General features: G+C 36.6%; 24 protein-coding genes. All 24 read right to left on the reverse strand.

Features of this window, described 5'->3' with window-relative positions; all coding sequences use genetic code 11:
* Positions 1-78: 78 nt before the first annotated feature.
* A complete protein-coding gene (locus tag NST91_RS17225) occupies positions 79-966 on the reverse strand; it encodes an NAD(P)-dependent oxidoreductase (protein ID WP_341332109.1) in 888 nt (295 codons plus the stop codon).
* 85 nt (positions 967-1,051) lie between these two features.
* The gene (locus NST91_RS17230; protein ID WP_341332110.1) at positions 1,052-2,815 is read right to left on the reverse strand and encodes an ABC transporter ATP-binding protein; all 1,764 of its coding nucleotides are present in this window, start codon (positions 2,813-2,815) and stop codon (positions 1,052-1,054) included.
* A gap of 40 nt (positions 2,816-2,855) precedes the next feature.
* Positions 2,856-3,665 carry an energy-coupling factor transporter transmembrane component T family protein gene (locus NST91_RS17235; protein ID WP_341332111.1) on the reverse strand — a complete coding sequence of 270 codons (810 nt, stop codon included), beginning with the start codon at positions 3,663-3,665 and terminating at the stop codon, positions 2,856-2,858.
* A 30-nt stretch (positions 3,666-3,695) separates the two neighbouring features.
* Positions 3,696-4,274: a hypothetical protein gene (locus NST91_RS17240; RefSeq protein ID WP_121445153.1), complete on the reverse strand. Its 579-nt coding sequence runs from the start codon at positions 4,272-4,274 to the stop codon at positions 3,696-3,698.
* A gap of 33 nt (positions 4,275-4,307) precedes the next feature.
* Complete coding sequence (locus tag NST91_RS17245) at positions 4,308-5,360, reverse strand: NAD/NADP-dependent octopine/nopaline dehydrogenase family protein (protein WP_341332112.1); 1,053 nt, start codon at positions 5,358-5,360, stop codon at positions 4,308-4,310.
* Positions 5,361-5,414: 54 nt separating this feature from the next.
* Positions 5,415-6,089 carry an FCD domain-containing protein gene (locus tag NST91_RS17250; protein WP_121445155.1) on the reverse strand — a complete coding sequence of 225 codons (675 nt, stop codon included), beginning with the start codon at positions 6,087-6,089 and terminating at the stop codon, positions 5,415-5,417.
* Between the two features lie 235 nt (positions 6,090-6,324).
* Complete coding sequence (locus NST91_RS17255; protein ID WP_341332113.1) at positions 6,325-6,504, reverse strand: DUF6376 family protein; 180 nt, start codon at positions 6,502-6,504, stop codon at positions 6,325-6,327.
* Positions 6,505-6,725: 221 nt separating this feature from the next.
* On the reverse strand, positions 6,726-7,670 hold the full coding sequence (gene mdh, locus NST91_RS17260) for a malate dehydrogenase (protein ID WP_341332114.1): 945 nt from the start codon (positions 7,668-7,670) through the stop codon (positions 6,726-6,728).
* Positions 7,671-7,716: 46 nt separating this feature from the next.
* Positions 7,717-8,133 carry a BMC domain-containing protein gene (locus NST91_RS17265; protein WP_341332115.1) on the reverse strand — a complete coding sequence of 139 codons (417 nt, stop codon included), beginning with the start codon at positions 8,131-8,133 and terminating at the stop codon, positions 7,717-7,719.
* A 2-nt stretch (positions 8,134-8,135) separates the two neighbouring features.
* Complete coding sequence (locus NST91_RS17270; protein WP_341332116.1) at positions 8,136-8,417, reverse strand: EutN/CcmL family microcompartment protein; 282 nt, start codon at positions 8,415-8,417, stop codon at positions 8,136-8,138.
* Complete coding sequence (locus tag NST91_RS17275) at positions 8,418-9,089, reverse strand: hypothetical protein (RefSeq protein ID WP_341332117.1); 672 nt, start codon at positions 9,087-9,089, stop codon at positions 8,418-8,420.
* Complete coding sequence (gene pduL, locus NST91_RS17280) at positions 9,086-9,742, reverse strand: phosphate propanoyltransferase (protein ID WP_341332118.1); 657 nt, start codon at positions 9,740-9,742, stop codon at positions 9,086-9,088. The genes NST91_RS17275 and pduL overlap by 4 nt, the downstream gene beginning before the upstream one ends.
* 31 nt (positions 9,743-9,773) lie before the next feature.
* On the reverse strand, positions 9,774-10,067 hold the full coding sequence (locus NST91_RS17285) for a BMC domain-containing protein (protein WP_335393997.1): 294 nt from the start codon (positions 10,065-10,067) through the stop codon (positions 9,774-9,776).
* 51 nt (positions 10,068-10,118) lie between these two features.
* A complete protein-coding gene (locus NST91_RS17290) occupies positions 10,119-11,648 on the reverse strand; it encodes an acetaldehyde dehydrogenase (acetylating) (protein WP_341332119.1) in 1,530 nt (509 codons plus the stop codon).
* A gap of 19 nt (positions 11,649-11,667) precedes the next feature.
* Positions 11,668-12,321: an ethanolamine utilization microcompartment protein EutL gene (gene eutL, locus NST91_RS17295; protein WP_341332120.1), complete on the reverse strand. Its 654-nt coding sequence runs from the start codon at positions 12,319-12,321 to the stop codon at positions 11,668-11,670.
* A gap of 12 nt (positions 12,322-12,333) precedes the next feature.
* The gene (gene eutC / locus NST91_RS17300) at positions 12,334-13,347 is read right to left on the reverse strand and encodes an ethanolamine ammonia-lyase subunit EutC (protein ID WP_341332121.1); all 1,014 of its coding nucleotides are present in this window, start codon (positions 13,345-13,347) and stop codon (positions 12,334-12,336) included.
* Positions 13,348-13,359: 12 nt separating this feature from the next.
* Positions 13,360-14,724 carry an ethanolamine ammonia-lyase subunit EutB gene (locus tag NST91_RS17305; RefSeq protein ID WP_341332122.1) on the reverse strand — a complete coding sequence of 455 codons (1,365 nt, stop codon included), beginning with the start codon at positions 14,722-14,724 and terminating at the stop codon, positions 13,360-13,362.
* Positions 14,725-14,740: 16 nt separating this feature from the next.
* Positions 14,741-16,186, reverse strand: coding sequence for an ethanolamine ammonia-lyase reactivating factor EutA (locus NST91_RS17310; protein WP_341333552.1), 1,446 nt, complete (start codon positions 16,184-16,186; stop codon positions 14,741-14,743).
* 151 nt (positions 16,187-16,337) lie between these two features.
* Positions 16,338-16,838 carry a EutP/PduV family microcompartment system protein gene (locus NST91_RS17315; RefSeq protein ID WP_341332123.1) on the reverse strand — a complete coding sequence of 167 codons (501 nt, stop codon included), beginning with the start codon at positions 16,836-16,838 and terminating at the stop codon, positions 16,338-16,340.
* Positions 16,839-16,850: 12 nt separating this feature from the next.
* Positions 16,851-17,192 carry an ethanolamine utilization microcompartment protein EutS gene (eutS, locus tag NST91_RS17320; RefSeq protein ID WP_341332124.1) on the reverse strand — a complete coding sequence of 114 codons (342 nt, stop codon included), beginning with the start codon at positions 17,190-17,192 and terminating at the stop codon, positions 16,851-16,853.
* Between the two features lie 19 nt (positions 17,193-17,211).
* Positions 17,212-18,483: an ethanolamine utilization protein EutH gene (eutH, locus tag NST91_RS17325; RefSeq protein ID WP_341332125.1), complete on the reverse strand. Its 1,272-nt coding sequence runs from the start codon at positions 18,481-18,483 to the stop codon at positions 17,212-17,214.
* Between the two features lie 159 nt (positions 18,484-18,642).
* Complete coding sequence (locus NST91_RS17330; protein WP_341332126.1) at positions 18,643-19,215, reverse strand: ANTAR domain-containing response regulator; 573 nt, start codon at positions 19,213-19,215, stop codon at positions 18,643-18,645.
* 18 nt (positions 19,216-19,233) lie between these two features.
* Positions 19,234-20,640, reverse strand: coding sequence for a GAF domain-containing sensor histidine kinase (locus tag NST91_RS17335; RefSeq protein ID WP_341332127.1), 1,407 nt, complete (start codon positions 20,638-20,640; stop codon positions 19,234-19,236).
* A gap of 174 nt (positions 20,641-20,814) precedes the next feature.
* Positions 20,815-21,663 carry an ethanolamine ammonia-lyase subunit EutC gene (gene eutC / locus NST91_RS17340; RefSeq protein WP_341332128.1) on the reverse strand — a complete coding sequence of 283 codons (849 nt, stop codon included), beginning with the start codon at positions 21,661-21,663 and terminating at the stop codon, positions 20,815-20,817.

Raw genomic sequence — 21,663 nt, forward strand, 5'->3', positions numbered from 1 at the left:
TATGTTAATTTAAATATTTATAATTGTCAATATATTTTGTAATTTTTCACTATATTTATTTTGCGAATAAGAATAAACCTAGGTTTCATATACCTTAATTAATGCTCGCGTGCCATTATTTTCTTCTCCCATTTCTACCAGCTGTTTAAACAAAGATAAGCTTAATTTCAATCCAGGTGCATCCACATTCATTTCTTCAAAGGTTTCATAAGCAATAGTCAAATCCTTAACTATATGTTTTACATAAAAACCTGGTTTGAAATCGCCTTCAATCATTTTATTTGCTAAGTTTTCCATAACCCAGCTATTGGATGTTCCATTAGTTAATGTTCTAATTATTCCTTTTGGGTCCAGACCAGCTTTTTTCGCGAAAATTATTACCTCACATATACCTACCATATTGTTAGCCATTGCCACTTGATTACAAATCTTTGTATACTGTCCAGCTCCAGCTGTACCTTTATAATAAATGTTTTTACCCACCGTTTCTAAAATAGGTAGCGCTTTTTTAAAATCAAACTCTGATCCACCTACCATGATAGTAAGACTACCGTTCTTAGCACCATCTTCACCTCCAGAAACTGGTGCATCAAGCGCTAATATCCCTTTCGATAATGCTTTCTGAAATATTTTTTTGGCCAAGGAGGGTTTTGACGTTGTCATATCAATTACTATTGTGCCTTTTTTCGCATTATCTATAATACCGTCCTTTTTTAAATAAAGATCTTCAACATCAGAAGGTAAGCCTACCATAGTAATTATTACGTCTGAGTTTAATGTAACTTCACTAACAGATTCCATCCAATTCGCACCTAATCTTAGCAAGTCTAAAGCTTTTTCCTTAGTTCTTGTGTAAATATTTATTTTGTAATCACTTAGTAAAAGATTTTTAGCCATAGCACTCCCCATAACGCCTATACCGATAAAACCTATAACAATACTATTTTTGTTTTCGATTTTACTCATTCCTTTCTCATTTATAATGCGTTATATCCAATGTAATTGAAATAAAATATACACCTACTACATGAGTAGGTGTATTAAGATACAATTAAACAATTGACCTTTTAGATTCTTCGGCTAATTCTTTGTCGTTTTTAATAATTTGCTCACTAAATTTATTCCAATTCGAAACATGAGGAAATCCATATTCACTTAGCTCTGCTGAAAATTGTGAGATAATTGGCGGCTTTAACTTTAATGAACGAAGCTTTTCGTAATTACTAAAGAATACATCATTTGGATCTCCTTCCATCACCACTTTGCCTGCGTCGATTACAACCACTTTACTCGCATACTGAGCTACCACTTCCATATCATGAGTAATCATAACGATGGTTGCTTGATTATCATTAATTAACGTTTCCATTAAGGATAACAGGGAATTTAAATTTTGTTCATCCTGCCCAGTAGTTGGTTCGTCCAACAGAATAATTTTCGGATTTGACACCAACATGGTTGCGACTGCTAATCTTTGACGTTCCCCTCTACTCAAAGAGAAAGGATGTTCTTTTCTTTTATTTTGAAGTCCAACTGTCTTAATAGCCAACTCTAACTGTTGATTGATAATGTCTTCCGCATAACCTCTATTCTTTAACCCAAATTTTATTTCATCTTCAACTGTGTTACAGAATAATTGATTATCTGGGTTTTGAAATACATATCCAATATCTAATATGATATCCTGCACCTTACTCTTCTTTGTATTTTTAGAATTGATTTCGACATCCCCATGGGTAGGTTTTAAAAGTCCAATTAAGTTTTTCATTAATGTAGACTTCCCACAGCCATTATGACCAACGATTGCTAATAGTTCACCTTTTCGAATGTCTAAATTAATATCATGGAGTATTTGTTTTTCTTTATTATAACTAAAATTAACATTTTGTAAGGATGCAACTAGTTCTGTATTATCTTGTTTTGGTAGATTTTTTTGTTCTGGAAATGTTAACTTTTTAGAAGTAAGTAGTTGCTTTATCCACTCCAAAACTTCCTTTTTTGTGATAGGAAAATTATCTAGAGTAAATCCTTTTTCATATAAATATTTTGCAAGTCTAATATGATCAGGGATTCGTATTCCTAATTGATTGAGTTCATAGAAGTGCTTATTAAAGATCTCATCAGGCCTACCATTATACAAAATTTCCCCTTCATGCATGATAACCACTCGATCAATAAATTCAATTAAATCATTCAAATCATGCTCAATAATTAGAAAAGTAGTATCTAATTCTTCCTTTAGTTCTGCAAGAATATCCATCACTTCCTGCTTACTAACTGGATCAAGGTCAGTGGTAGGGTCATCAAGTATAAGGATAGACGGTAACATCGCTAGGTTACTAGCAATGGATACCTTCTGTTTCTGTCCACCTGATAAAGAAAATGTAATTTGTTTCTTAATATCCTCTAACCGTAACTTTTGAAGACCATATGCAACACGTTCCTTGATTTCTGATTGAGTGTAGCCCTGACATTCTACTCCGAATGCCACTTCGTCCTCTACTCGTATTGAGAAAATCTGATCTTCTGGGTTTTGAAAGACCATTCCTATCTCGGAAGAAAGTTCATGCATTGGAACATATTGAGTGTTTTTTCCATTAATGACAATGTCACCTTCCAGGTTTCCGTCGGATAAATGTGGAATAATGCCATTTAGACATTTTGCTAGAGTTGTCTTCCCACTTCCACTTGTACCCGATAATAGGACGAATTCTCCCTTGTTTATTTGTAAATTAATATTTTTCAACGTCTTTTTTTCAACACTAGGATACGAAAAATTAAGATCTTTTACATGAATAATAGAATCTGTGCTCATAACTCCGCTCCTTTGCAAAGGATTTATTGTAACACTGTACTTATGCAATAAATGAATTATCTGCACCTAACCCGAGACCGTATCTCACATACAACGCACCGGCAAAAAATACAATCGTTAGCACAATGACTACATAATCCTTATTTTCAAGTTTCATATCTTGGTAGTATTCACGCCAAGCCATTTTGCTAAATCCTTTGCTCTCAACGGCCAGTCCCATTGTTCTACTTCTTCTTAAAGAATTAATCAACAATGGAAAAGCTGCTAGTTTAAAACTGTTCCAGCTTCCTCTTATCCCTTTTTTGTTAACCCCTCTAATCGTTTGTGCATTTGAAATATTCGTCAATTCTTCAAATACTAATGGGAAGAACCTTAAAGTCCCTAAAAACATAAAGGCAATGTTCATAGGAACCTTCATCTTCATTAAACCCTTTGCCAATAACGCAGGATCAGTTGTCGTTATAATAACAATTGTCATAAAACATGGAATAGCAATTCTGTATCCAAGGACTAATCCAGAATATAGACCAATATCTGTCGCATGGAGTGAACCTATTGAAAAAAGGACATTGGCATTTGCTTGTTCATAATTATAAAAAGTAGAGAAAATAACTGCTGACATGGCAAGTATGACAATTGTGCCAAGCAAAGGCATGATTGACTTCATATGAATCTTCGCTGATAACCAAATAGGAATACCAATTAATAGGATAATCGTTAAGTATAGGGGATCCATAAATAACAAAGGTGTTACGACGAAACCAATTATTAAAAGTAATTTTGCGCGTGGATCCAATTTATGAACCCACGTTCCTTTATCTAGATTTGCAACAAAATCGCTAGCTGCCATATTTTACACCTCCATACAAATCAATTTTACTTATCCTAAAAGGGCTTTTAATTTTTCACCAAGTGGCTTTGCAATGACTGTTCCGATAACCATCCCTACTAGAGATATCGCAAATACAATCGCAATTAGATGGAATGGCACTGGAATTTGATATGGATACACAATGCTCCACCAAACGAAAATCTCATAAATCGCATTGTAAAGTAAGGCAGCTACAATCAAATCTTTTGTACTAGAATAAACATCGCTTGGATTGGCAAAAGCTTTACTTCTGCTATTTAAATATAATTCCGGTAGAATCGGTGCAATCACAACTAGAATCCAATAGATTGGGAGTTCGCCTTGTAGGAAGAAGTTAATGGCGCACCACGCGGCCGTAAAATAAACAGACGCATAAGGTTTTCTTACAACTACCCAACATAGCACTAAAGCAAAAGCACAGAACAGGTAAACAAAAGTATGGTTAAACGGGAAAACAACACCAGCAAATTTGAAGAAATACCAAAGTACACGATATAAAACAGCAAATATTACAATTGTAATTAAATCAACCGCTGTTACCTTTCTTTTTACCATTGAAAGCTTAGTACCTAACTCTACTTGTGACATCACATAACCTCCTACATATTCATATTTTTTTATTTAAATGTATGGTGTAAGCCCTCTCAAATGATTAATATCCTCTACTGTAAATCCCTCAAAACTTATTCCTTCCGCTTTAAAGTCTCTTTCCATTAACAGTGACGCTGTATTAATAAGTGAGTCGGTATATGGCGTCTCTAACCCTACTTTTCTACTTAACTCTGAAATCGGCACCAGCCCATATGGAATATCTTCGGTGACATATCTGTAGTCCAAAGTAGTTGGTGCTAATCCGTCTGGAAATAATCCCGGAAGTGCCTCGTATAAGCTTGGGTAATCAGTTTTATAAAACTCGTTCAAAATAGATAGGATACTTTGTGTTTTTATATTAAGATGTTCAGCAAGTTTGATCCTTTCCTCATCCAGTTTTTCAACATATGAAACAGTCAATGGTGATGTTCCGTCACCGTAAAATCTAAATTCACTTGCTGAGTCGATTCTGCTAGCATTAAACAAAGTGATTGGAGTATGTACTACGACGTTTGAATTGTTCAGGGAAGTTTCGATAACATTGTTAGCTAGAATTAATTGTGGGAATGTTTCTAGGAAGTATTTTGAGATTGTAAGATTCTTAGAAGTAGGTATTACACTAATTTGTACATTTTGCTTAATTCTACTGATTGTTACAGATCCAGTGGAATCGGCTTTTGATATAAAAGGCATTGCGCTTGTTTCAGCGATTGTAAGATTTTTCTCTTCAATATCATCGCCAAGCACTGCCTTACATTCAATTGCTCCCCAATATCCAGGGAATATTGCAATTGTTTGGTTCTTTTTCAAATGTGGTTTTAGTTGTTTGAATATTGATTTATGTCCTGAAGCTGTAGACGTGATAATAATATATTCTACATCATCAATTACCTCCTCCATTTGAGATGATACTTGGATTGGAACTCTACCTGTATAAACCCCTTTTAATTCTAGACCTTGAAAAGATAGAATTTCTGCTTTTACCGGACTTCGACTATAAAGCTTTACTTTCTTTCCTTGTAAAGAGAGGTATCCAACAATAGCTTGACCTGTATTACCTGCTCCAATGACAGCGAAAGACATATAACTCCTCCTTGCAGCTATTTAATTAAAATACTTAACTGATAAAACGATCTGTCACTTCAAAGATTCTAGATATTGTTCCACCCCTATTACGGCTTGTTCCATTGAATCTAAAATATGTTTTTTGATTGCTAATTCTGCATTCAATTTATCCTTTTGAATAATAAAGTTTAGGATTGTCTCATGCTCATCTGAGGTTTTCTTTGTATCTACTTGATGTGCTAGACGTCGATATCTTGAGATTTTATCATTCAGTTGAAATAAAATTTTTATAACTGTCTGGTTGTTGCTAAGTGTGTATAGCGTTGTGTGGAACTGACCTCCAAAATGATCTACATCTTCGTAGTTGCTTTTAGTTGAATTATTTTTAATCATAAAAGCATGATAAGCAAGATGCTTAATGTCATTTTCTGTAATATTATCAATTGCCTCGATAATAATGATTCCTTCTAACAAGCTTCGGACAAGAAATAGTTCCTTCACTTCTTGTACAGAAATAGATGCTACCTTTAAACGACCATTTGACTGTCGTTCCACTAACTCCTCTATTTCTAAACGTTGAAGCGCCTCTCTTAAGGGCGTCCTACTAATCTCTAATTCTTTTGCTAATTCATCCTCAATGATTGGTTGTCCTGGCTTAAAAGAACACTTAATAATACGTTCCTTTATTTCTGTATAAGCGATATCTTTTGCAGAAACTCTTGTCATCGACGTTTTTTTCAAATGCATTTTTTCACCTCCCCTAATATAAAAAAATAATTGAATATTTGTATACAATTATATTTCTAAATGTTTTAAATGTAAAGAAAATTTAGTTTATTTTAATGAAAAATTTTTCTTCGTTTACAAATAATAAAAAAGGCGCTAGCCCTATTAAAAAGAGCTGCGCCTGTTAATATTTAATTGCCCTAACTGTTGAATCTGATCTATTGTATTCGTTACGTTCTGTAACGTATGAAATAACTCACTCACTATTTTCAAGAAGAGCTGGATCGAATTGTCCATTCTCGATATTGTGTAGATACAAGTTGATGCCTTCTTCTTCTTGTTTGTTATATTCAACGATTTGTTGCTGCGACTCCTGGTGGCTGAAGTCCATTGAAGGTTTCCATGTCTTCCTGGATTTCAGTAAGCATTGTTTCAAACATTTAAATCCCAATACGGCAAAAAATCAACTTTGATGTGGTGGATATATAGAGGTTCCTCCATAAGATTTTGGAAACATCACCTTCCATTCAGTGCCACTATATTGATGACAATATAAACCACTCCCGATAATGGCTATCTTCTTAATCAGGAAGTGGTCTTTTATTTGAGATTATTTGGGGACGCTTCATCCCAAAATGTACTTTTTAGACAACCATTTTATTTGGTTTCTAATATACTTAATACATTTTTTACAGAATGTGCCGATTTTGCGAGGGCTGTTTTTTCATCATTTGTTAACGGAATTTCGATTATACTTTCAATTCCATTACCACCTAAAACGGTTGGAACACCTAGGTAAATATCCTTATAGCCATATTCACCTTCTAGATAGGCAATAGATGGTAAGATTCGTTTCTTATCTTTAAGGATTGCTTCTGTCATTTCGACCATCGAGGCAGCTGGTGCATAATAGGCACTACCTTGGCCAAGCAAGTTGACGATTTCGCCTCCGCCTTTACGCGTCCTTTCCACAATAGCTGCTATTCGTTCTGCTGGCAGTAATTTTTCAAGAGGTATGCCTCCTGCATAGGAATAGCGAACAAGTGGAACCATATCATCCCCATGTCCACCCAGAACAAATCCTGAAATATCCTCAATCGAAACTCCCAATTCTTCTGCAACAAAGGTATTAAAACGAGCTGTATCTAGAACACCTGATTGTCCAATAACGCGATTCTTTGGAAATCCTGTTGTTTTATAGCACACGTAGGTCATTGCATCGACTGGATTACTCAAAACTAAAATGTAGCTATTGGGAGCATACTTCTTAATATTATTTGAAACTTCAATCATAATCTTTTCATTTGTTGCTACTAAATCATCGCGGCTCATACCTGGTTTACGCGGAATACCAGCGGTTATGAGGACTAGATCAGCGTCTTGAATATCTTCATAATTAGAGGTCCCTGTAATGTTAGCGTTAAAGCGCTGAACTGGACTTGCCTCTAGCATATCAAGGGCTTTCCCTTTTGTAGGATTTGATTGTGAAGGAATATCAACTAATACAACATCTCCCAGCTCTTTTTGAGCTAGCATAAGAGCGGCTGTTGCACCGGTAAACCCTGCACCAATGACAGCTAATTTCTTTCGTGTAAAAGCCATTTTTCTCCTCCGTTCTTAGTCATGTTGTCTATCCATTAGATAAATATTATTCTGTTTTCTCATCTTGCTTAGGCTCGGCTTTTGGTGTTTCACTCTTGACGTTTGTTGCATTCTTCTTAGAATTTCTTGTATTACGTTTTGGTGTTGCTGATTTTGTAGGTACTGGTGAACTTTTTCCCTTTTCTTCTTTCTTACTTTCAAATAATGTAGAGTTGATTGATTCATCCGGATGTGGGATGACATGTGCGGAAATAAGTTCCCCCACTCTTCTTGCCGCCTCTTTTCCGGCATCTACAGCAGCTTGGACAGCACTCACATCGCCTTGAACTAAAACAGTAACAAGGGCTGCATCAACCTTTTCTTGTTTTACCAACGTAACATCCGCCGATTTTAACATTGCGTCCGCCGCCTCAATCGAACCGACTAATCCTCTCGTTTCAATCATTCCTAATGCTCTACCCACGTTCATTTCACCTCTTTTTCTACATCAACAGAATCTATAATTCCAATAATCAGGGCATCTATTGGTATCTTTTTTTCACTAGAAGATAGATTAGCAGCTGCGCTTCCACGGGTTACAAGAACTTGGTCACCAAATCCAGCTCCAATCCTATCTACTGCAACAAATGGAACTCCAGCATTCGTTCGGTCTGCATGTTCAGGTTGCACAATTAAGAATTTTAATCCTTGTAACTCATCCTCTTTCCTTGTAGCCCAAACGTTTCCAATTACTGTCCCTAATTCCATTTAAATTTTCGCCCCTTTTGAATCAAGTATCCTGATGTCTATTTGCATTTCTCTAGCGGTATCTCTAGCTAACGGTGTCATAATTGTATTAGAATCCACTTCTATGAAATTCTCCTTACAATCCTGTATATCACGCCTTGTCAAAATCTTTTTCTTTTTAGATCGTAGCTTATCCTTTTGACTTGAGGCAGTGGTTTCATTATTTGCTTCTACAAAGCGCTCAAAAGTGCCTACCCTTGCTCCAAACAATAGGAGTGAATCAATATATCCTCTTAGGTGAGTAACATATGCTTTATTAATGGGACTCTCGGAAAATAAACGGTCCTCTAAATAGATAGTGGGTACAATTGTTACAGGAGTTGACTCCATGAAACATCGAGAAAGTAATTTACTTTCGGGTGTGTCAAATATTCCCAAAGCCCCTTTTACAAGCAAGTCCTGTGTTGCGTGCATAAAGAGTACATGGTTGATATGATCCAATCTTACTTTTTCCTCGCCCACATAATTGCTAATCGACCATTTCGCTTGTAATTTCGATAATTGTTCAGGCGCTGCAAACGAAATATCCCCAACTACTAGTAAATTTGGTTTCTCTATTATATGGGGGTCCTTTACCGATAGCCTTCCAACAACTTCTCCTACAATTCTTTCAATCATCTCTCGATCAATCATGATCCGTTCTCCCCATACTTAACAATTCTCCCAAATGTTTTTCCTTTTAAAAAACCAGCATTCGCTTCATCTGTATCGACATGCATTTCGAGTTCGTATTTTGGTGAAACACGAATTAACACCTTGCCAAAAGTAATCGGTCGTTCTCCTTGAACCTCTATCTTCACATATTCTCCATCTTCTACACCTTGATTCTGTGCCTCGTCAGGATTCATGTGAATATGCGCCTGGGCAATGATTAATCCTTCTTTTTTGTAAATACTTCCTTTAGGTCCAACAATAGTAACTGGTGCTGATCCTTCAAGATTACCAGATTCTCTAAGAGGTGGCTTTACGCCAAGTTTAATAGAATCTGTTTGACTAATCTCTACTTGGGTCATATTACGCGCAGGACCAAGAATGCGCACTTTTTCAATGCTGCCTCTTGGTCCCACAATCGTAACGAATTCATTTGCTGCGAATTGTCCAGGCTGTGACAAATCCGCTTTTTTTGTTAACTTAAATCCTTCACCAAATAGTTCTTCAAGGTCACCTATACTCAAATGGCAGTGTCGAGCAGAAACTGCGATTGGAATAGAATAAGGTTTTGCCTTTATCCCATTCAATTGGGAAACAACTTCCTCCACAATCGTTTCTATGAGACGTTGATTCATGTTTCATGCTCCTAACCTATGTGTCTATTTATTATTCTTGGATTTCTAATTTTGGCAAAATGCTTTCTAATTCATTATGTGGTCGTGGAATAACGTGTACCGAAATGACTTCCCCAACGCGTTGAGCTGCAGCAGCTCCAGAATCAGTAGCAGCCTTTACTGCACCTACATCACCTCGGACTAAGACAGTTACAATACCTCCACCAACATGTACTTTACCTACTAAGTGAACATTTGCTGCCTTTACCATCGCATCAGCAGCTTCTACAGAAGCAACTAATCCTTTAGTTTCAATCATTCCTAATGCTGTTAATTCTCTACTCATTTTTATTTCCTCCTATTGGTACGTTTTTAATTTTTATATTTTAATAAATTGTTAATTCATTTGATATTTTTTTATAACTTGGTTCACCATTTCTGCTACTTGCTTCTCATCAATTTCATTTTTCGATGGTACTTTGTTTAAGATTTTTTTGACAATATCATCAACACTTTGAGGTTTGCTCGTTTCTTGTTTAGTAGTTGTATTTGAAGAGGATGGTTTAGGAATCGAAACTTCCTTAATTCCATATGCCATTCTCTTGATATTAATTAGATGGCGAGCTGTTACATTATCAGAAGTGATATTCCCACCAAAGGAACCACATCCCAATGTCAAGGATGGCAATAAGCCTGTTGTTGCACCCACTGCCCCAATTGACGAAAGTGTATTTACCATCAATCTTGAAACTGGCATTTCAAGAGCAAATTCATTTGCAATTTTTTCATCATTTGTATGAAGCGCTAAGCTATGTCCTCTTCCACCTAAATTAAGAAGCTTTGTACAATATTCTTTCGCTTCTTCAAAATTATCTGCTGTATAGAAGCCAAATATTGGAGAAAGTTTTTCAATTGAGAACGGTACACTTTTTCCCACATTCGTTTCTTCAGCAACTAATATTCTGGTATCAGACGGTACAGTAAATCCTGCCATCTCCGCAATTCTAGCCGCACTTTGACCGACAATTGCAGGATTCAATTTTCCTGGCTCTGGTGATATGAGTTTTTCTAGATTTGCCTTTTCACTTTCGTTCAACATGTATGATCCATTGTTTTTTAGCTCACGAATCACCATATCTTTAATATTCTTATCTACAACAAGCGCTTGCTCTGTTGCACAGATGGTGCCATTATCAAAAGATTTACTATCTACAATCATTGAAACGGCCTTCGAAACATTTGCTGTCCTTTCAATATAACAAGGTACGTTTCCTGGTCCTACACCATAAGCTGGTTTCCCAGAGCTATAAGCAGCCCTTACCAAACCACCACCACCAGTTGCTAAAATAACGTCAATATCACGATGCTTCATTAATTCAGATGTTGCAGCCATGGAAGGTTTTGAAATCCAACCAATCAGCCCTTCTGGAGCTCCAGCCTCAATCGCTGCCTGTTCACAAATTTTCAGTGCTTCTACTGTACATTTAATGGCGCGTGGATGTGGACTTACAACAATTGCATTTCTAGTTTTCAAGGAAATCAATGCCTTAAAAATAGCAGTCGAAGTAGGGTTTGTCGTGGGAATAATCCCAGCTACAACTCCGAAAGGATAGGCGATTTCTGTTACTCTCCTCACTCGGTCCTCATTAACAATTCCAACCGTCTTTTCATCTTTAATTGATTCATAGACGGCCATCGAACCTACTTCATTCTTTATCTTCTTATGCTCAACAATACCCATCCCTGTTTCTTCAACAGCCATCTTTGCAAGTTCAAGTGATTTTGAATAAGCAGCTTTTGCAACACGTTCAACAATTTCATCAACCTGCTGCTGTGTAAAGGACAAGTACTTCAGCTGCGCTTCTTTTGCGCGTTTAACCGCATTGCGCATTTCTTGAATGGATTGGAGATCTTGGTCAAATTGCACAGGACAAACTCCTTTCTATTTAATATTTCAATGGATTTTCGGCAATCCGTAGAATACTCTCTCGGAACGCATCGGCTGCTGCCTTACAAGCAGATTGTGAACCTGTCAGCAATCCTCCACCAAAGTTCGTTTCAGACGGTGGTCCAAAAAACTTAACTAATTCTACGTCTGCAGCCTTCAAAGCTGCATCTAAACCATATACTGCTTCAAGAGGAGGTGCGATTAAATAAGCAATCGGTTCTCCCTGATTGATACCTGCCTCTTTTGAGAGGTAAGAACCAGAACTAGAAATAACATGAGCATATATTGCATGCGTTTTTTCTGAATCAAACGCTTCAAAATATGCATCAGTTTCTGCAGTTTGTAGTACAGCTTCTATTCCACTTTGAACTTCATCTGGTGTTGGTCCTGCTAAGATACCTATCATTTCACCAGATAGAGGTCCTGAAGCATGAGCAGACCCAGCGTAAAACGATCGCGCATAGACAACATCAACAGCTGCCCTTTTCGTTGCTTCATCTAAAGCTGTGTATCCAATATCATCAACGGTTGATGTAAAGATTCCCAAACTTCGCTGATGAGGTCCAAGGTTCAATTCCCTTCCCAATACAGGATCTACATTTGGTATGATACGAACAGCTAAAATATCAGCATAAATTCGCTCTAAGGCCAAATTGATTACCTCCTATGATTCTTTCTGAACCAGTGATACTCCACTAGCTTCATATTTTAATATTTTTTGAATCACAGTTCCGATATAAGCACCGGCTTCTACAGGGGGAATACCGCCCTTATGGATGTTTGAAATCACCATCCGGTCTGCTTCAATTGTTCCTATTCTTGGCTGGTAACAAAGGTATGCGCTTAAAGATTCTGCACTAATAAGTCCCGGGCGTTCACCAATTAAGAGAACCACAACGTCTGGTTGAAGGATTTCACCGACATCGTCCATTACAGCGACTCTACCTTTTTCAATATAAAAGGATGTCCCTGTATCAATGCCAAGACTTTTCAAAGATTGTTGTAAGGAGAGGTAAACGTCTTCCACATTCTCTTCTACTGCGCTTGAGCTTAACCCATCAGATACAATAATTTGAACTGTCGGGTTTTTCTTACATTTTTCTAGGATGGTTTTCTTTGCTTCATCTGATAATTTTCTTCCAAAATCAGGTCTGCGAATATAAACCTCTTTATCATTTACCTTCGTTTCCACCTTAAATAGTTCCAAGCTTTGTAGAAGTTTATCATTCACCGTACCATAGACAGCATCTACAGCAGCAGCGTGGTCATATCTAAACTTTAACCAAGTATTCGTTTTGGGACGAAGACCAGCTCTACCAATTCCAATTCGAGCAGGTGTTTTCGAAACTAATTCCTTAAGCTCATCAGGATTTTTAGGATTTTCAATTCCGGTTGGTGTCTCAAGGCTGGTTGGTATATCTGGTTCCTGTTCGATTGGACCCTCTGAATTATTGGTATAAGGCTTAATCTGAATAACATCCCCAAAAGATTCAGTACTTTCTTCATGAACTGTAGAATGGAATGTCTTTTTCTTTTTTGAATTAGAAGAATGATTCCAAAATGTAACAGCTGTTTCTTCTTGTTTTTCAACAACAGACTGCTGTTCATCTGTGCCTTGTTCATTCTGTAACTTTTCAATAACGAGCTTAGTGACCATCTCAACTAAATCTGGATTCATTTGATTCATCTCCTAACGTGAAAAAATGGTTGGATCTCCTGCAACTTTGCTAAGTTTTCCATTTTCGAATATGCCCATTTTTTCCAGCCATTCTGCAAATAGTGGGGATGCACCTTTGTTCAATGTTTGTCTTAATGTAGCTACGTCATGGTAACTGAGTGATTGATAATTTAGCATGCAATCATCCCCCATTGGTGTAGCAATGACAAAATTCACTCCTGCAGCAGTCAAAAGAACACTCAAATCTTCAATATCATTTTGGTCCGCTTTAATATGGTTTGTATAGCAAATATCCACACCCATTGGAATTCCATGCATTTTCCCCATAAAATGATCCTCTAACCCTGCTCTGATAACCTGCTTATTATTATACAAATACTCAGGGCCGATAAATCCAACAACAGTGTTGACAATGTACGGGTCATAGTAACGCGCAAAACCATAATTTCTTGATTCTAATGTCATTTGATCGATTCCAAAATGAGCTTCTGCTGATAATTCGGAACCTTGCCCTGTCTCAAAGTACAAGCACTGTGGACCGGTTCCCGTTCCTAAGGTTCGAGCCATGTCCCTAGCTTCCTCAAGCATAGTTGCTGAAATACCAAAGGAACGATTTGCAGACTCAGTTCCAGCGATACTTTGGAAAATCATATCTGCTGGTGCTCCTTGTTCGATGGCTTTCATTTGTGTTGTAACGTGAGCTAATACACAGTTTTGTGTTGGAATCCGCCAATCTTGAATAAAATCATGTGTAGCATGAAGCAACCGTTTTACACTTTCAACTGAATCATCTACAGGATTAATTCCTATAACGGCATCTCCTACTCCATAAGAAAGCCCTTCTTTTAATGAAGCAATAATTCCTTCAACATTATCTGTTGGATGGTTTGGTTGAAGACGTGATGCTAAGGTTCCTTTCTGTCCAATAGCAATGTTACATTTTGTGATAATTTCTACTTTATTTGCAGCATGTACTAAATCGAGATTAGACATGATTTTCGTAACAGCTGCAATCATTTCACTATTTAAGCCTAAGCTCAGGCGTTTAAGGTCCTCTCCAGTTACCTCATCATTTAAAATAAATTCTCGTAACTCTGCCACAGACCAATTTTTAATTGATTGATATACTGGTTCTTTCACCTGACTTTCTATAATTTTTGATACTTCATCCTTTTCAGGAGGGAGTAGTGGATTTTCCCGAATATTTGAAAGTGTTAATTGACTTAGAACCTCTTTTGCTGCAATACGTTCTTGTACTGTTTCAGCCCCAATACCAGCTAAACGATCCCCTGATTTCTCTTCGTTTGCTTTTGCGAATAAATCTTTTAATGATGAGAATTGATAAACTGTACCCAAATAATTGGTTTTCAGCCTCATTTGGCCCCCTCCTTTCTTAATGGTGGAATGTTAATGTTTTTATAACTACTGGGACAACACTCGTTTGTAGAAGATGACCAATGTCAATATAGTCACCATGTTCAACTCGAATTTGATCGATACATATGATGCTTTGTGTTGGACTTTGAACTTTCAATGTTTGCCCTAATGCCTTTGCATGATCACTTTCGAGAACGATAACCAGTGGCTGTTTGGTGTTTATCTTTAATTTCATAGAATCCAAGATTGCTTTGGCAAATGCTTGGATATCCTTAAAGCTCAAATAAGGAATTTCTGTAAAATACAAGGCAAAATTTTGTCCCTCTTGATTCGGGTCATACATTTCAATAGCCTGTTCAACAGATATTCGTAGTTGCTTCAATCCTGTGTCTAAGTTATTCCCTAATGGAACTTGATAAACAGGCAAGTTTCGAAGTGGTAGGTCATTGCTATCAACCTGGATTGTAGCGCCACTTATTTCAGTAGTTTGTGTCCCAGCACCTAGTACTGTTGCTCGTACAGTCTCATCAGGTTGAATCCAAGTCCACTTAGATAACTCTTTGCTCTCTTTTAAGGATGTGGCTAGCTTTTCTCCGATGTCGTCATAATCTGCTTCACTTGCTGATGCGGATTCCTGACGATAGATACACTCACTAATTCCACCTGAGAACATGATCGTTTCAATTTCTTCCTTCCAATTTGGCTCATGTCCTAGAAGTAGGACTTTATCTGAGTCAGTCAGTCTTCTTTCCAACATTCTAGAAATGACTGTTGCCATATAATCCGTTAGCTTTTTCTCCTCAGAATTGTTTCTGACGTCTCCTTCTTTAACTGAAACGCCCCAATGATTAAATAGCTCTTTAATTGGTGGAGAAATACTTTTAACTCTTGAGTGACTATACTCAATGAGCCGTCCACCAATATGTAGGGTACAGGTTCCACATAGTTTTCCTGACTTATAAACAGCTACGTTTGCCGTTCCACCACCAATATCTATATTGGCAATAACTTTTCCTGCCTTCTTCGAAAACTCAAATGCGCCAGAACCTTTTGCCGCAATAATTCCCTCTAAATCTGGACCTGCAGTTGCTACAAGAAAATCACCAGCATGATCAGATAGTTGATGAACCATTTGTTGGGCATTTTGTTTTGTGGCTGTTTCACCTGTGATAATGACAGCCCCTGTTTTAATATCATTTGCGGTAATTTTTGCCTTTTCATACTCCTTTTTGACAAGCTCTTCTACTTGCTCAATATTTATTGTTGTAGAATTCAATAAGGGCGTTCGATAGATTGGGCTTCGATGTAAGACTATTTTATTAACAATCTCAATACGTGGCATATGTGTTCCGCCAGCCATATTCATTAATGAAAATTGACTGATAACAATCTTAGTAGTACTGGTCCCAATGTCAATTCCAGCACTTAAAATTTCCTCACTTTGAGGCTCATACTTTTTGATGTAGCTCACCTCATTCCAAACTAATGACAAAAGAAAAAAAGGCACCCTATACAAACTGTCATTATTGACAGGTTATATAAGGCGCCTTTGCCTAGTAAATTCATTTGTTATATTAATAATATAATCTAATGCTATATTATTGTAAAGGTTTTCACACGAAAATGAGTAATTCGCTTTGTTTTGTTTCAGCATATTCTCTCATATCTAGCATCGTGTTACAGTTTACTAGATCCTTAATTTCCTGAATACCTTTACCAGTAATGGAGGAACTAATTACAATAGGACCGTTTGGAATAACTCGTTTTAGTTGTTGAACGGCTGAATCGATATCAGCATTTTCAGAATCACTTTTTGTCACGACCCCAATTGGGAGTTTGTTGATACCTGTACTAAATCCAGGTGGAAAAATTGTTTTTTTTCTAGTCGCATCCTGTAAGAACAAAACATGAGTCACTTCAAGTGATGTAGCCATAATATTTTTATAAAATAATGGATTTTCGGTGTACTCACCAGGTGTATCAACAATCCAGTCGTAATAAACTAATGCCTGAGTTTTTACTGCTTCTACCTCTCGACCTAAAAGAGCATTTGTTAAAGTAGATTTACCAGCACCAATTGATCCAATCAACATCGCTCTATTTTTTCTAGCCATTTTAATACTCCTTTACGATTTAGTAATGGCTGCCGGGGTATATTTTAAGGTTTCTGATAAGAATCTATTAATCTCTTCCATTGCCATTTCGACAGAAGATACTGTTCCTACAATCACTAGACTACCAGTAAAGCGGTCTAAAAATCCAATTTCAACATCTGCCGCTTTCGTTGCAAGATCACCTGCAATAATTACTGTTTCACTTGGAGTTAATGTAAGAATACCAATAGCTCCAGCCTGCTGTATACCTAATTTTTCAAACATATCAGGACCTGGGTTTGCGATTAAGTGACTCAATGTAACCTGTTTTCCCGGAACAAATTCCTGAATAAATCGCTGTTTCTCTTCACTCAACCTTAAAAACCTCCTTGTTTTATGCCTCTAAGCTGCGTTTTTGTTCTACTAGGTCTTCCTTCGGTAAGTACTCATCTTTACCAATGATTCCCGCTTCACGATCTTTTTTCTCTAATTCCAAGGCCTTCGGTACAGATAACCAATAAGCCAAACCAATTCCAAGTGCCCCTGCGGAAATTTTGCCAACTATAATTGGAAGAATTAATGTAGGCTGGAAATTGGCTGTAAAGGATAAATGATCTCCAAGTAAGAAAGCAGCACATACACCAAAAGCGATATTGATAACTTTATCCTTTGGAGGCATTGTTTTTACTAATTTGAACATAGCAAGGATATTTGCAATAGTCGCAATTAATCCAGCACTTCCTTCTTTACTTAAGCCAAGCTTTCGACCAAGTGCTTCAAGTGGTCCTCCCGCGTATTTCTGTAATAAATATACCATCGGGAATGCACCTGCTAGCATAATTCCGATATAACCAGCTGTTTCAAGAGCACGGAATTGATCATCAGCATCTGCCATGATTGGATCGAATCCCCACGCACCGAATACAGTTGAGAATAAGCCTGTAAAAATTTCAACAATCGAGAAAACAAGAACCAGCTTAATAGCAGCGTCCATGAGTCGGCCAAACAACATGAAACCTTTGATCATTAAATCTGGTAGAAAATATAAACCAGCTGCAATAAGTACTACAAATATGAGTAATGGACTTAAGTTTAATAATATTTGACCATATCCTAAGGCAAATTGATATTTTGCTTCACCAGATGTTGATATAAAATCTCGTACCGTTGAGTTTGTAAATACGATAATTGTACTAGAAATGAGTGCGCCAATCGGTATGGTTAATACCCCCGCCATTACTCCAAGGGCCATATATTTATGGTCACGTTTATCAAGCATCGCTAACCCCATTGGAATGGAGAAAACAATCGTTGCACCTGCCATAAACCCAACAATCATCGCCATAATCCAACCCTCTTGGGTTTCTTTTAATACCTCAGCTAATTGGTAACCACCCATATCAGTTGCTAAAATAGAAGTTGCTGCAATAGCAGGATCTGCACCAATCGCTGAAAATACTGGACCAAATACTTTATCGATGAACCAAGATAAATAAGGAATTGATGCCATAATCCCCGCAGCAGGTACGAAAATATGTCCAACTGCATGTAACCCTTCCATAAATTGAGCACCTAACCCATCATCACTGTTTCGAATTGCAGCAACAGCCCCTGCAACCGCACAAAGCATGATGATATAAATTACAATTTGCCCTACCATTTCCATTTAAATATCCCTCCCTGTTCTCTGTTATTATATAAATGGAGAATACGTATTTTTTCACACGATAGACTACCCTTATAAAAAGACAAAAAGGTACTGTACGGTATAAAAATGGATATACCGTTACAGCACCTTTGCTTCGTCTATTCACTTGTAAAAATGTTACACATCATATTTTAATATGATGTGCTTTGCTACCTTCTCCAGAGTAACCTGTTTATTCATACTAATCTTTCTCATTTTTTTAAATGCATCATCTTCGTGTACATTAAACTTTTTCATTATAATTCCTTTTGCTTTTTCAACTACTTTTCTTTCCTGTAATTGTTTATTAATATTCTGAACTTGTTCACGATATGAATTTGCATTTTCAGCTTGTTTTAATGCGATTTCAACAGCTGGAATTAAACTTGCTTCTGTAATAGGTTTCACTAAGTAGCCCAAGATATTGGCTTGCTTTGCCTTATCAATATATTCACGTTGACTGTAAGCCGTTAAAATAAGAATTGGAGTATGTAATTTTTTTGATATAATTTCACTTGCTTTTAGGCCATTTAATTTAGGCATTTTAATATCCATAATGATTAAGTCGGGATTTAGAGAAAAAGCTTTTTCTAAAGCCACTTCACCATTGCTAGCTTGCGCGATTACCTCGTATCCGTTATCCTCAAGCATCATTGCTATATCCATCCGAGTAATCGACTCATCCTCAACTACCAATACCCTTTTTTTCATGCCTAATTTCCCTCCTTTTTATATCGGGAAAACAACTGAAGCAACGGTCCCATTCTCAGCCTTGTGAATTTTAAATTGACCTGACAAATCATGTTCAATTAGAGTTCTTACTATATCTAACCCTAATGATGATTTTGATGGAGGTGAATAACCTTCACCATTATCTATTACTTGAACGATGATTTGACTATCCATTTGCTGTAATTGTACCTCAATTTCACCTGATTCAATTGTTTTAAATGCATGCTTTACACAGTTTTGGACTAATTCATTGACAACAAGTGCAACTGTAACTGCTTTATTGGATTTGATTTGTATATTTGGGCCAGAGTATGATAACGAAATATTCTTATCTACCCCTGATTCCTTCACAAGTTCATTTCCAATCTTTTCAATTAATTGATAAAGATCAACATCATCTACAGTTGAATTTGATAATATGATTTCATAAACGGCAGCAATACTTGTTATTCGATTGAGACTTTCCTCGAAATGAATTTTACTTTCTTCAGGAAGCCCTCTTCTCATTTGTAAACGTAATAGACTCGCTACAGTCTGAAGATTATTTTTCACACGATGATGAATTTCTCGAATTGCAACTGACTTAACAATAAGCTCCCGTTCTTTCTCTCGTAATTCAGTTATATTCTTTAAGATAACAAAGAAGCCGTATTCGCTTTCCTTCATGGATAGTCTTATCTTCTTCACTTGAAAAAACCTATTCAAGATCGTTAGTTCTTTGATTAGGAGGTCTTCTGGATCTTCAAGAATACTATTTATTTCAGGAAAAAACTCAATTAACATCCGATCAACCCAATGACCATCCGCATAGGTCTCTTGAATTAAGTTAGATGCTGATGGATTACAATAAACGATTCTCCCCCTATCATCAATTAAAAACAAAGATTCCTCAAGCATTTCCGGAATGATTGGACGATTTTGTGTGATTCCGACCAAAATTTCGCTCAATGTCTCAGTTGCTTCTGATAACGCTTCCATCTTTTCCTGAGTTTTTAGCTGCTCACTGATATCTTTTTCCATGATTAAGGTTCCGATGACTTTATCCCTATTATTTTTAATTGGGACAACACTTTGATTTACGGTTCTACCTTCTTGTGTTAATGCACGATTTAGAAAAATTGGTTTGCCTGTCTTCAATGAAGATAACACGGAAGGTTCAAAAACATCATAAGCAAATTTACCGACAATAGGTTTTGAATAGATGGATTTAGCTGTTGTTGGTGAGGCTTCTGCTACAACAATTGCATGTTTTCCCTCTTTTGTAAGGCAATCAACAAATACATTTGCCTTATTTAAATCTGCAATCAAGAATAAGTTTGCAGCCAAACTTTTTATAATTTCAATGTCTACCTCAGATAGATTTGTGTGGAGGGTACACAACTCCTCAATCTTGTTGTTTGTCATAGTACTTATCTCCTGTTTCTATTGAGAGCAATATATAATAAGTATTATAAGAGTCTTATATTTTTATGTCAATATTATGAATTTAATAATTAATATGATTAATAGACTTTTAGACAAAAAACAGGAATAAAGAATGTCCATTGACATTTCATAATTCCTGTTTTTTTACAAAGTTTATGATAATTGAGTAAGCTTAACGCCACTTACCTTATGTTTTAAAACCTTTTCTATTATGTCAGCAAGGTAAGCACCCGCTTCGACAGGAGGAATTCCACCTTCATGTATATTTGAAATTACCGTTCTGTCTGCCTCAACCGTATTTTCTGTTGGTCTGTATATAAGATACGCACTAATACTTTTGGATGTAGCAAGCCCTGGTCGTTCACCTATCAAGGAAATCACTACATCACAATTTGTCATAGAAGCGATTTCATCTTGAATCCACACACGACTTCTTTTAATAAAAACAGGTTCTCCCATTGAAATATTTTTCACCTGTAATCCTTGAATTAATGAAGGTAGTAAATCTGGTATATTGGCTTCAATCCCGGTGGAGCTTAGGCCATCCGATATGACAATTTGGACTTGTTTGTTTTTTGATAGATTTTTTTTAGCCCAATCTCTAGAAGTATCATTTAAAAAACGACCGCTATCTAAATTCATTAAATATTCATCCATTGATTTTGATTTGGAATGAAGGACAGGTAAATTCATTTCTTTTAAAAACTCCTCCGATACTCCATTAAATACTGCATCCTGTGCAGCAGCATGGTCGATCCGAAAATAGAGATATTCCTTTGTTTTGAATCGTGTCCCTGTACGACCAACTCCAATTCTTGCTGGTGTTATCGCCCTTGCTTTTTCGATGATGTCATAATCAACTGGATTATCTACTCCAATTTCTCTTTTATTCTCCACAATAATATGACTATTGATGTTTTCTTGTTGATCATTGGTGCTGGATACCTTTTTCTGTTTTTCCAATTCTTCAATTACTTGATTGACAATGTCTTGAATATCCAT

The organism is Ferdinandcohnia sp. FSL W7-1320 (assembly GCF_038050315.1).
Taxonomy (GTDB): Bacteria; Bacillota; Bacilli; order Bacillales; family Bacillaceae_L; genus Ferdinandcohnia; species Ferdinandcohnia aciditolerans.

Excerpts from the sequence above, each read along its gene's own strand:
- NST91_RS17225 (WP_341332109.1), bottom strand. The coding sequence starts at position 966 with ATGAGTAAAATCGAAAACAAAAATAGTATTGTTATAGGTTTTATCGGT.
- NST91_RS17230 (WP_341332110.1), bottom strand. The coding sequence starts at position 2,815 with ATGAGCACAGATTCTATTATTCATGTAAAAGATCTTAATTTTTCGTAT.
- NST91_RS17235 (WP_341332111.1), bottom strand. The coding sequence starts at position 3,665 with ATGGCAGCTAGCGATTTTGTTGCAAATCTAGATAAAGGAACGTGGGTT.
- NST91_RS17240 (WP_121445153.1), bottom strand. The coding sequence starts at position 4,274 with ATGTCACAAGTAGAGTTAGGTACTAAGCTTTCAATGGTAAAAAGAAAG.
- NST91_RS17245 (WP_341332112.1), bottom strand. The coding sequence starts at position 5,360 with ATGTCTTTCGCTGTCATTGGAGCAGGTAATACAGGTCAAGCTATTGTT.
- NST91_RS17250 (WP_121445155.1), bottom strand. The coding sequence starts at position 6,089 with ATGCATTTGAAAAAAACGTCGATGACAAGAGTTTCTGCAAAAGATATC.
- mdh (WP_341332114.1), bottom strand. The coding sequence starts at position 7,670 with ATGGCTTTTACACGAAAGAAATTAGCTGTCATTGGTGCAGGGTTTACC.
- NST91_RS17270 (WP_341332116.1), bottom strand. The coding sequence starts at position 8,417 with ATGGAATTAGGGACAGTAATTGGAAACGTTTGGGCTACAAGGAAAGAG.
- NST91_RS17275 (WP_341332117.1), bottom strand. The coding sequence starts at position 9,089 with ATGATTGATCGAGAGATGATTGAAAGAATTGTAGGAGAAGTTGTTGGA.
- pduL (WP_341332118.1), bottom strand. The coding sequence starts at position 9,742 with ATGAATCAACGTCTCATAGAAACGATTGTGGAGGAAGTTGTTTCCCAA.
- NST91_RS17285 (WP_335393997.1), bottom strand. The coding sequence starts at position 10,067 with ATGAGTAGAGAATTAACAGCATTAGGAATGATTGAAACTAAAGGATTA.
- eutC (WP_341332121.1), bottom strand. The coding sequence starts at position 13,347 with ATGAATCCAGATTTAGTTGAGATGGTCACTAAGCTCGTTATTGAAAAG.
- NST91_RS17305 (WP_341332122.1), bottom strand. The coding sequence starts at position 14,724 with ATGAGGCTGAAAACCAATTATTTGGGTACAGTTTATCAATTCTCATCA.
- NST91_RS17315 (WP_341332123.1), bottom strand. The coding sequence starts at position 16,838 with ATGGCTAGAAAAAATAGAGCGATGTTGATTGGATCAATTGGTGCTGGT.
- eutH (WP_341332125.1), bottom strand. The coding sequence starts at position 18,483 with ATGGAAATGGTAGGGCAAATTGTAATTTATATCATCATGCTTTGTGCG.
- NST91_RS17330 (WP_341332126.1), bottom strand. The coding sequence starts at position 19,215 with ATGAAAAAAAGGGTATTGGTAGTTGAGGATGAGTCGATTACTCGGATG.
- NST91_RS17335 (WP_341332127.1), bottom strand. The coding sequence starts at position 20,640 with ATGACAAACAACAAGATTGAGGAGTTGTGTACCCTCCACACAAATCTA.
- eutC (WP_341332128.1), bottom strand. The coding sequence starts at position 21,663 with ATGGATATTCAAGACATTGTCAATCAAGTAATTGAAGAATTGGAAAAA.